The sequence below is a fragment of the Faecalibacterium tardum genome (assembly GCF_040096515.1).
Lineage (GTDB): Bacteria > Bacillota > Clostridia > Oscillospirales > Ruminococcaceae > Faecalibacterium > Faecalibacterium tardum.
In genome coordinates, this window is record NZ_JBBMEO010000013.1 from 44,419 (window position 1) to 54,025 (window position 9,607).

The 9,607-nt window shown below is 58.3% G+C and carries 9 protein-coding genes, 2 tRNA genes and 1 pseudogene; 10 read left to right on the forward strand and 2 right to left on the reverse strand.

Features of this window, described 5'->3' with window-relative positions; genetic code table 11:
• The first annotated feature begins 100 nt into the window (after positions 1-100).
• From WMO44_RS09225 to WMO44_RS09250, 6 genes and pseudogenes are all read left to right on the forward strand, one after another.
• Positions 101-1,135, forward strand: coding sequence for a TRAP transporter substrate-binding protein (locus WMO44_RS09225; RefSeq protein WP_349152395.1), 1,035 nt, complete (start codon positions 101-103; stop codon positions 1,133-1,135).
• 11 nt (positions 1,136-1,146) lie between these two features.
• Positions 1,147-1,701, forward strand: coding sequence for a TRAP transporter small permease (locus WMO44_RS09230; RefSeq protein WP_317421423.1), 555 nt, complete (start codon positions 1,147-1,149; stop codon positions 1,699-1,701).
• Positions 1,702-1,704: 3 nt separating this feature from the next.
• On the forward strand, positions 1,705-3,006 hold the full coding sequence (locus WMO44_RS09235; RefSeq protein ID WP_097778576.1) for a TRAP transporter large permease: 1,302 nt from the start codon (positions 1,705-1,707) through the stop codon (positions 3,004-3,006).
• 123 nt (positions 3,007-3,129) lie between these two features.
• A complete protein-coding gene (locus WMO44_RS09240; RefSeq protein WP_349152396.1) occupies positions 3,130-4,116 on the forward strand; it encodes a TRAP transporter substrate-binding protein in 987 nt (328 codons plus the stop codon).
• A 66-nt stretch (positions 4,117-4,182) separates the two neighbouring features.
• Positions 4,183-4,320: pseudogene (locus tag WMO44_RS09245) on the forward strand (glycoside hydrolase family 2 TIM barrel-domain containing protein); the annotation flags it as partial.
• Between the two features lie 526 nt (positions 4,321-4,846).
• Positions 4,847-5,137: a DUF6465 family protein gene (locus tag WMO44_RS09250; protein WP_097778574.1), complete on the forward strand. Its 291-nt coding sequence runs from the start codon at positions 4,847-4,849 to the stop codon at positions 5,135-5,137.
• A gap of 124 nt (positions 5,138-5,261) precedes the next feature.
• Here WMO44_RS09250 and WMO44_RS09255 read toward each other — a convergent pair whose 3' ends face one another.
• The gene (locus WMO44_RS09255) at positions 5,262-5,912 is read right to left on the reverse strand and encodes a metallophosphoesterase family protein (RefSeq protein WP_181967338.1); all 651 of its coding nucleotides are present in this window, start codon (positions 5,910-5,912) and stop codon (positions 5,262-5,264) included.
• 35 nt (positions 5,913-5,947) lie between these two features.
• The gene (locus WMO44_RS09260) at positions 5,948-7,879 is read right to left on the reverse strand and encodes a BMP family ABC transporter substrate-binding protein (protein WP_349152397.1); all 1,932 of its coding nucleotides are present in this window, start codon (positions 7,877-7,879) and stop codon (positions 5,948-5,950) included.
• Between the two features lie 179 nt (positions 7,880-8,058).
• On the opposite strand from WMO44_RS09260, the gene WMO44_RS09265 reads away from it, so the two are divergent.
• The 4 genes from WMO44_RS09265 to WMO44_RS09280 all read left to right on the forward strand — a co-directional run bounded on the left by WMO44_RS09265 (position 8,059) and on the right by WMO44_RS09280 (position 9,512).
• On the forward strand, positions 8,059-8,622 hold the full coding sequence (locus tag WMO44_RS09265; protein WP_349152398.1) for a DUF1643 domain-containing protein: 564 nt from the start codon (positions 8,059-8,061) through the stop codon (positions 8,620-8,622).
• A gap of 28 nt (positions 8,623-8,650) precedes the next feature.
• The gene (locus WMO44_RS09270; RefSeq protein ID WP_349152399.1) at positions 8,651-9,187 is read left to right on the forward strand and encodes a phosphatase PAP2 family protein; all 537 of its coding nucleotides are present in this window, start codon (positions 8,651-8,653) and stop codon (positions 9,185-9,187) included.
• Positions 9,188-9,353: 166 nt separating this feature from the next.
• Positions 9,354-9,427: transfer RNA gene (locus tag WMO44_RS09275), tRNA-Arg, on the forward strand.
• An 8-nt stretch (positions 9,428-9,435) separates the two neighbouring features.
• A tRNA-His gene (locus WMO44_RS09280) sits at positions 9,436-9,512 on the forward strand.
• The last annotated feature ends 95 nt before the right edge of the window (positions 9,513-9,607 follow it).

The window sequence follows — 9,607 nt, forward strand, 5'->3', positions numbered from 1 at the left end:
CAACAAAGACAAAATCGTGCTGCGTTTCGCAAAATAATCTGGTTTCGCAAAAATGAACGAGTTGTTAAAATAAAATCATAGAAAAACGCGAAAAGAGAGGATGCCATTCATGAAGAGAAGAACGTTTCTGTCGCTGATGGGCGCGGCGGCACTGACCAGCAGCATGATGCTTACCGGCTGCGGCGCCGGCTCCGGTGACGACCGCAAGATCGTGCGCATCGGCCATGTGCAGTCTCAGACCCACCCGGATCATCTGGGACTGGAAGCCTTCGCCAACTACATCAACGAGAAGCTGGGCGACAAGTACCGTGTGGAGGTGTACCCCAGCGAGCTGCTGGGCTCCCAGACCGAAATGGTGCAGCTGACCCAGACCGGTGCCATCGACTTTGTGGTGGCGTCCAATGCCATCATGGAGACCTTCAGCGCCAAATACCAGATCTTCAATCTGCCTTACCTGTTCTCCAGCGTGGAAGCCTACCACGAGGCCATGGACGACCCCAAGGTAACAGACCCCATTTTCAAGACCACTTCCAAGGCCGGTCTGGAAACGGTGGCATGGCTGGATGCCGGCACCCGCAACTTCTACACCATCAAGACCCCCATCAACCAGCCCTCCGACCTGAAGGGTCTGAAGATCCGCGTGCAGCAGTCGCCCACCAACGTGGAAATGATGCGTCTGCTGGGCGGCACGGCGACCCCCATGGGCTTCGGCGATGTGTACACCGCACTGCAAGCCGGTATTCTGGATGGTGCCGAGAACAACGAGCTGGCTCTGACCGATAACGGTCACGGTGATATCTGCAAGTATTACTCCTACGATATGCACCAGATGGTGCCGGATCTGCTGGTGGCAAACTACGCTTTCCTGAACGAGCTCAGCGATGAGGAGCGCGCGATCTTTGAAGAAGGTTTCCAGATCGTGAAGCGCACCGAGCAGGATGCTTGGGAGGATGCTGTGGCTGAGGCGAAAGATAAGGCCGAGAATGAGCAGCATGTCAACTTTATTTACCCGGACACTGCACCGTTTCAGGAGGCTATGGCTCCCCTGCACGATTCCGTGCTGGCAGCAAACCCGGACTTGCAGCCCATTTATGACCTGATCCAGCAGCACAACGCTGCCCACACTGCGGACTGAGGAGGAGCATCATGGAAAAACTGAGAAATACCCTGAACAAGGTGCTCAACCTGCTGGCAGGTCTGAGCATGACGGTCATGGTGGTGCTGACCACCTATCAGGTCATCGTACGTTATATCTTCAACTCTCCCTCCACATGGTCGGAGGAACTGGTGGGTTATCTGTTCGGCTGGAGCACCATGCTGGGTGCCACCATCGTTTCCGGCGAGCGCGGCCACATGAACATTCCCGTGCTGGTGGACCGGTTCAACCCCACCATGCGCAAGGCGTTCCACATCTTTGCTGAGGTCATCGCCTTCCTCTTCTCCGCGACCATTCTGGTGTTCGGCGGTTTTCAGGTGTCCCAGCTGGCTATGGGACAGCAGACCTCCTCGCTGGGCGTAGCCGTGGGCGTGTTCTACTGGGTCATGCCCATCTGCGGCGTGATCATTCTGGTGTATTCCGTGCTGAACATTATCGGCATCGCCAACGGCTCCATCTGTCTGGACACCCCGGAGGATGCGGACTTTGCAAAGGTGGAAGCCGAAATGGCTACCGATGCCGACAAGGAAAATAAGGAGGACTAAGCTGTGGCAATTCAAGCATTACTCGTAATTCTGGCAGTGCTGCTGGTGCTGCTGTTCCTCGGCGTGCCCATCTCGTACGCCATTGCAGTCTCTTCTCTGACTGCCATCCTTTCTTCCATCGACCTGAACGTGGCCGTGCTGACCGCTGCCCAGCGCACCTTTGTGGGCATGAGCAAGTTCAGCCTGACCGCCATCCCGTTCTTTATTCTGGCCGGCAACATCATGAATCAGGGCGGCATCGCCAAGCGTCTGGTGGATTTCGTCATGGCCATTCTGGGCAAGATGCCCGGCGCACTGCTGGTGACCAACATCGGCACCAACGCCCTGTTCGGCGCCATCTCCGGCTCTGCTTCCGCTGCGGCTGCTGCTGTTGGCTCCATGATCCGCGACGGTGCCGACGAGCAGGGCTACGACCCCGCCGTGACCGCTGCCACCAATGCCGCTTCCTCCTGCTCCGGTTTGCTGATCCCGCCGTCCAACGCCTTGATCACCTACTCGCTGGCGTCCGGCGGCACCTCTGTGGCTGCGCTGTTCATGGCCGGTTACATCCCCGGCATCATCTGGGCACTGTGCTGCTGCGTGGTGGGCGTGCTGCTGGCGATCAAGCTGGGCTATAAAGGCACCCCCGGCAAATTTGACTGGAAAAACCTCGGCGTCTGCACCCTGCGTGCCCTGCCTTCCCTGTCCCTGATCATCGTGGTCATCGGCGGCATCATCGGCGGTGTGTTCTCTGCCACCGAAGGCTCTGCCATTGCCGTTGTCTATGCACTGGTGCTTGCCTTCTGCTACCGCTCCATCAACCTGAAGAGCCTGTGGAAGATCATCGTGGACTCTGCCAAGATGTCCGGCATGGTGGTGTTCCTTGTGGGTGTTTCCAACATTCTGGGCTGGGTCATGGCCTTTTTGCAGATCCCGGATGCGGTTGCGGCAGCTCTGCTGAGCCTGACCAGCAACAAGTACATCATCCTGCTCATCATGAACGTGATCCTGCTGGTGTCCGGCACCTTTATGGATGTGACCCCGGCCATCCTCATTTTCACCCCGCTGTTCCTGCCCATCTGCCAGAGCTTTGGCATGAGCACCATCCAGTTCGGTCTGATCCTCGTGTATAACCTTTGCATCGGCAACATCACCCCGCCTGTGGGCAACGCACTGTTCGTGGGCATCAAGGTGGGCCGCACCTCGCTTTCCAAGGTCATGCCGTACATGCTTATGTACTATGTGGCCATCATCGGCGGCCTGCTGCTGGTCACCTTTATCCCGGCAGTGTCTACCGCACTGCCGCAGGCAATGGGCCTGATGTAACTGAGACATTCCCTTCTTCTCCTAAAAAGGCGGTACCCGCTTTGCAGCGGGCACCGCCTTTTCCTATCTCTTGCACAAAGGCAGTCTTGTGCGCTATACTATCTGCAAAGGGAGGGAGACACCATGCGCAGACGGACTTTTTTAGCCGGGCTGGGCTTTGCGGCTTTGCAGCTGGCAGGCTGTGGCGCAAAGCCGCAGACCACACCGGACTATGTGCTGACCTATGCCGACAACCAGCCCGCCGGGTACCCCACTACGCAGGGCGCGCAGTATTTTGCAGACCTTGTGCAGCAGCAGACCGGGGGCAAGGTGGTCATTCAGGTCAAGGCGAACGGCGAGTATGGCACAGAACAGCAGGTGTGGGAGCAGCTTGCCATTGGCGGCGTAGATTTTGCCCGTGTGTCGCTCTCGGTGGCCACGGACGATCTGCCCCGGCTCAACGTGCTGCTGCTGCCGTATCTCTACCGGGATGCCGACCATATATGGCGCGTGCTGGATGGCAGCATCGGGGCAGAGTTTTTGCAGGACTTTACCGCACAGGGACGGGTAGGGCTGAGCTGGTACGACGCGGGTGCCCGCTCGTTTTATGCCCGTCAGCCGGTGCGCAGCCTGAACGATCTGCAGGGCAAGACCATCCGCGTGCAGGATTCGCAGATCGTGATCGACATGATCCGTCTGCTGGGTGCAGTGCCGGAGACCACGGCGTACAGCGACGTATACTCGGCGCTTGAGACCGGGCAGATCGATGCCGCCGAAAACAACTGGCCGGCCTACTATTCCATGGAGCACTACAAGGTGGCACGGTACTATATGGCCGATGAGCATAGCCGCGTACCGGAAGTGCAGCTGGCTTCCGGCCGCACATGGGATGCACTGCCGGAGGAATACCGGCAGATCCTGCAGGCATGCGCCCGGGCATCGGCGCAGTATGAGCGCCAGCTCTGGGCACAGGAGGAAACAGCTGCCCGCAAAGCGGCATTGGCTGGCGGGTGCCGGGAACTGCCGCTGCCCGAAGAAGAAATGCAGAACTTCCGGCAGCTGGTGCAGCCGCTATACCGGAAACATTGCGCCGACTATCTGCCGCTGGTGGAGGAGATACAGGCAGAGTGACAACAGAGAAAGGGACGCGTCAAATAAAAAGGCTCACAGCTTTGAGGTTATGCTGCATGGAAAGACGCTGCCTGTGCAATGTTACAAGAGATGATCTTGCAGAACCGCAATCATCCCAGCATCATCCTGTGGGGCGTGCGCATCAACGAAAGCGTGGATGACGATGCTTTCTATAACCGCACCAACAAGATCGCTCACCAGTGATCTGTACCCCTAATACTGGACACCCAGTATTAGGGGTACAGATCAGGTATACCGCTCAGGAAATGGGGCGGTTCTTTTTTTGTGCGGCAGCTTCTGCTTTTTATTTGCTGTGCCCCTGCGTATGCCGACAGTTCCATTCCACCTTATTCTGCCACCATAGAAGATCGTTTTTGCCCGCCGTATTTGTGCCCGCAGGGTCGCCCGGCTTTCCCGAAATGGCTGCCTGTTTTGCCGAAAGGTCGTACTATACCCGGGAAAAAAGCATTGAAATACCGCTTCGGCCATTTATTCTGCCGTTTCTTACCGATTTTACAATGTTTTTTGCAAAAAAGGCTTTACAAATGAATTTCAAAAACATATTATATAATTATAGGTTCAACTTCTTTACGCAAATAGTTTCGTACCGGTTCGTATGGGGCAGCCGGGTCTGTGCTTTTTGCACTGCTTCTGCCTTACGATAGATCATTGGAGCCCGCTGGTGCAGCCCCGCTGCACCAGATCAAATACAGAAGGAAGGTTATGCATCATGCCTGAAAAGAAAGTTTCTGCTCCCGCAGCCGAAGCTCTGGCTGCCGAGGGCAAGACCCGCAAATCCACCAAGGCTCCCGCCCGCCGCGGCCGTCCGCCGCTGGCACCTGAGCTGTATGTAGAGATGGGCGGTGAGCAGTACAACATCACCGACATCATCGACCGCGCCAAGGCAGACTACCGCACCACCCACAAGGTCGGTGTGCAGTCCTGCAAGGTATACGTCAAGCCCGAAGAGGGCGCAGCTTACTACGTCATCAACAAGTTCTCCGGCAAACTGGATCTGTAATTTTTTCACAGAGCCGCAGGCAGCACCGCACTGCTGCCGCGCCCGCCATTCCCACAATAATGTTCCATCAACAAAAAAAGACACCGCACAGCTGTGCGGTGTCTTTTTTTGCATAGGCAGCGGCTCAGAACCCCAGCATCCGCCAAAGGGTCTTACGCTCTTCGGCCGGGTCTGGGTCCGGGATCTCGAACACATAGCGCTCGGTGGCGTTGATAACGGTGGTGTTGCCGCGGGTGCATACCCGGGGCAGCTTTGCATCGTAATTCAGGTGTACGTGCCCGTGGATGAACCATTTAGGCTGGTACTCGTCCAAAATCTCGTTGAAGCACTCAAAGCCCCTGTGGGCACAGTCGTCCCCATCGTTCAGCCCTTTGGCCGGGGCGTGGGTCAGCAGCAGGTCGATGCCGCCCCTTTTGTGCGCCTGATGCTCCAGCTTGTGCACACGGCGGCGCATGGCCTTCTCGGTGTACTGGTAGGTATCCTCTTTATTATAGCGCTGACAGCCCCCCAGCCCCATGATGCGCAGACCCTTCCATGTGTACACCTGATCGTCCACGCAGATGCAGCCGCCGGGCTCGCCCTGGGTCTGGTAGCTGCCGTCGTGGTTGCCGTGCACATACAGGATGGGCGCAGCGGTAAAGTTTGTGAGATATTCCAGATATTTTTTAGGCAGATCCCCGCAGGAGAGGATCAGGTCGATGCCTTCCAGCCGGGCACGGGTGTCATAGTCCCACAGCGCCTTGGACGGGACATCTGAGATGGCAAGAATTTTCACGTTCGTATGCTCCATTCTTTTCCGGTCAGGCCGGCTCATTTCTCCAGACCCTTTACGTTGTCCAGTCCGTTGATCGCCAGCACGGTACGGGTCTTGACGTCCAGTTCATCGTAATGGGGCAGCTTGCCGTGTACACAGGCATCCAGCCAATCCATCTCCATCAGTTCTTTGGGGCTGTAAACTCTATTCTCCGGGGAGTGCAGGTTGTCCTCGTTATCATACAGCTTTTCCGGGAAGATGTGCACATTGTCCGAGCCCTGCAGTGTTTCCAGCAGATCCAGCAGCTGCCGCGTACCGCTGGGCAGCGCTTCCTGATACTCCAGATCCTCTGCGCCGCTGCGCAGCCCCCACCAGTAGTTCACCGCACGGGTGGTGGCTGCGTTGTCCCAGCTGCCGTCAAAGATAGAGCGCACGATCTCCACATAGAAGGTATCCCACCGCCAGATTGGCAGACCCAGCGGCTGCAGGCTGCCGTCCGGCAGCTTGCGGCACAGACCGTAGTCCCGGTGAGTGTTGGCAGGCTCCCGGCTGTCCCGGGCGTAGACCATGTCGATCTCCGGGCAGTCGGCAAAATCCAGCGGGTGGGCTGCATCGTTCAGGCAGGCCCAGCGCAGCCAGATGCGGCCCGCCGGGCGTACACTCTTCAGTCCCTGTGCAAAAGCGTTGATCGCCGCGGGCACGCCGTACACGGGGTTTGCCGCCACATAGCCGATGTGCCCGGTTTTGGTCATGATACCGGCCAGCATGCCCAGCAGATAGGTCACTTCATAGGTGCGGGGGTAGTAGGTGCGCACCAGCGGGTGCGGCGCGTTCAGCGAGCAGTTCAGGATGCGGGTCTTGGGGTGCTGCGCCGCCACCTTCAGGCAGGCGTTGTACATCCGCACGCTGGTGGCGAACACCACGTCCGCATTGTTGTGGGCTACTTCCTCCAGCACCTGCTCCGCGTCCACCTCCGGGTTCACATCCTCGTAGCAGCTGATATACACCTTGTCCGGGAAGACCTTGGCCAGCGCGTCGCGCCCCTCGTCATGCGCGCGCACCCACGCGCTGATCTTGGCGTTGTACTCGTGGATAAATGCCACCCGCAGCTCACTGGGCTGCTTGCTGGGGCTGAAGATATTCAGCTTGGACAAAAGCGGCTCTGCGGGGCTCTTGGGCGGGTCCAGCGAAAGCTCCACGCCGTGGGGCTCGGTGAGCACCTTCACCTCGTTCCACAATTTTTCGAGATTCTGCCGCACCTGTGCAGGGGTGGCGTCGTAGGTGTCGGAATAGCGGTACACCGACAGGTACACCAGCAGCGCATCACCGGTGGTCAGCCCCAGGGATCTGCCGCCTAAGGCTTCGAACTGCTGGTGGAACATGGTGTAGAAGGAGGCAAAGTTCAGCCGGTCGTCCTCCGACCATGCCTCGCCGCTGGCCTTGCACACCAACGTCTGCAGCTTGCTGTAGCCGCCCAGCTTGGAGAAATGCACATAGTTCACCTTGGACAGCTTATAGAAATCCAGAAACTCGTAGTAGATCTTATTTTCCAGATCCTCGGTGCGGGCGGGGATGAGCCGGGTGACCGTGCCCGGGATCTTGACGGCGCCGTAATACTTGAGCACCGAGACCCGCTTGTTGCCCTCCTGCACATAGAACCGGTTCATGTACTCAAAGGCGATGATGGGGGTATGGATGCCCTCTTCCAGATGCGCGTCGCACAGGTTCGACCACTTGGCGGCAAACTCGGTATCCGGCTCCAGCAGAGGCATAAAGTCATACGAAAAGGCGGTGTGTCGTCCGCTGGTCTTGGTGCCCACAAGGCTGTCCGACGGGATCTCCACCAGCCCCAGCGGCTCCTGCGCTACGATATCCACACCCTTGAGCACATCGTCCAGAACAGCCAGATAGGGCGACTGGCCGCGGGATATGCGGGCACGATAGGCGCGCTGCCCTGCGCGCAGTGCACTTTTATAATCTTCCAGCATAAGAACTCCTTTTTTCTGTAAGCGAAGCGCGGTGCCGCAGTCCCCCTGCCGCACCGGAACACCCCCAGTATACCACAAAAACAGAAATAAGGCAGTATTTTGGGGCTAAAACTGTTGATTTTCCCGGTAGATTCAGGTACGATAAGAATGCTATTCAAAACCGACAGGAGTTTACTATCATGCAGACCGTTTCTCTGCCCGTGCTCAAGGCGGGCGAATACGCCGGCGGCGTCTGGTATTACGAGCCCCACACCTACCAAAGCTACCGTTATGTTCTGGGGCGGGTGGGCAAGCACCCGCTGGTGTGCATCGGCATCAACCCCAGCACCGCCCAGCCCGGCGCGCTGGACCCCACCTTAAAAAGCGTGGAGCGTCTGGCTGCTGCCAATGGCTTTGACAGCTGGATCATGTTCAATGTCTACCCCCAGCGTGCCACCGACCCCAACGATATGGACAAAATCCCCGACCGCGCCCTGTGCGATGAAAACCTGCGCTGGCTGCAGGCCGTGCTGGCGCAGACCGAGCCTACCATGTGGGCGGCATGGGGCACCCTGATCGAAAAGCGGGACTACCTGCCCGGCCTGATGCGGGAGATGGTAGCCCTGACGCGGGAGCGGGAGATCCCGTGGGTCACCTTTGGCAAGCGCAGCAAAAAGGGGCACCCGCACCACCCGCTGTACCTGCGCAAGGATTCCACCCCGGAGCCCTTTGATGTGGAAAACTATCTGGACACCTGCTTCTGATGTCCGACCCGACAGGAGGTAACCTGCTTTGACCGCAGAACAGTATAAGCCCACCTATCACTGGTTCAGCGACCACCCGGCTGTAAAACGGCTGGTCGTTTTTCTGGACCGGTGGCTGCCGCTGGTGCCCTTTGTGTGCTATCCGGTGCTGCTGTGCCTGCTGAACGTCCGGCTCTCGCGGCTGTTCCTCACCCAGAAGCAGGCCGCGCTGGACTTTATGGTGCTCATCGCCCGTTCCGTCTTTGTGCCGGGGCTGGTGTTCTGGGGCGGCACGCTGCTGCGCAGTCGGCTGCACTTTCCCCGCCCCTACGAGCAGCCCGGCTTTACCCCGCTGGTGGCAAAGGAGAGCCGGGGGCACTCCATGCCCTCCCGCCACGCGCTGAGCGCCGCCGTGCTGGCGGCGGTGTGGCTGTATTTCTACCCCGCTGCGGGCTGCGTGATGGTGGGCATTGCCCTGCTCATCTGCTGCCTGCGGGTGCTCACCGGGGTGCATCATGTGCGAGACGTGGTGTGCGGCTTTGCACTGGGCTTTGCGCTGGGCTGTGCCGGAATGTGGCTGTTGTAAGGCCGTTCCTACACGCTGGAACAGCCATTTTTGCCCGCAGCGCAAAAAAGTTGAAACTTTTTTCAGATTTTCCTTGACAGAATGCGATGGGTATGGTATTATTTCTCTCGCAGCCTGTGCCGACACAGAGCTGCCGCCATAAAGGAACCCATTGGGATAACAACGTGCGCCCGTAGCTCAGGTGGATAGAGCAACTGCCTTCTAAGCAGTGGGCCGGGGGTTCGAGTCCCTTCGGGCGCATCTATGTGGTGCCCATAGCGTAGTCGGTTAACGCGCCAGATTGTGGATCTGGAGACCGTGGGTTCGAGTCCCACTGGGCACCCCACCAAAAAGTCCGCTGTTTTGAACAGCGGACTTTTTCTTTTGGCGGGATACTATAAAAGTACGGCACCCCGGCAAAGCAGCTGCTTTGCCGGGGTG